Origin of the sequence: Acetomicrobium sp. S15 = DSM 107314, from assembly GCF_016125955.1 — a bacterium.
Taxonomy (GTDB): domain Bacteria; phylum Synergistota; class Synergistia; order Synergistales; family Thermosynergistaceae; genus Thermosynergistes; species Thermosynergistes pyruvativorans.
Map to the genome: position 1 here is coordinate 1 of NZ_JADEVE010000247.1, position 338 is coordinate 338.

The 338-nt window shown below is 50.3% G+C and carries 1 pseudogene; it reads right to left on the reverse strand.

The window, feature by feature from the left end:
- Positions 1 to 150 precede the first annotated feature (150 nt).
- A pseudogene (locus tag EZM41_RS13690) lies at positions 151 to 338 on the reverse strand (hypothetical protein); the annotation flags it as partial.

Below are 338 nucleotides of genomic sequence, written 5' to 3' on the forward strand. Positions count from 1 at the left end.
GCGCCAATTCCGGGAAGCGGATATCGTAACAGATAACACAGGCGGCCTTTATGTTATCGAGATCGAAAAGGCATCTCTTTTTGCCGCGGATGAAGTATTTGTCTTCTTCCATGAGCCTAATCAGGTGGATCTTGTCGGGAAAAACGCGATTTATGGCCCCCTATGAGGATCCTCTCCATGTCTGGCAGAGGGGAGCGGAAGCCTTAATACACGAGGTCCTGCGTTAGGCGTATATTTGGTATGCCCTTCATATAGCGCGTTAGCCCCCGCTTCTACGATATGCTTAGGCGTCGGAAACCCCGGCTCCCCTATACCGAGGCTGATAACGTTTTTATACT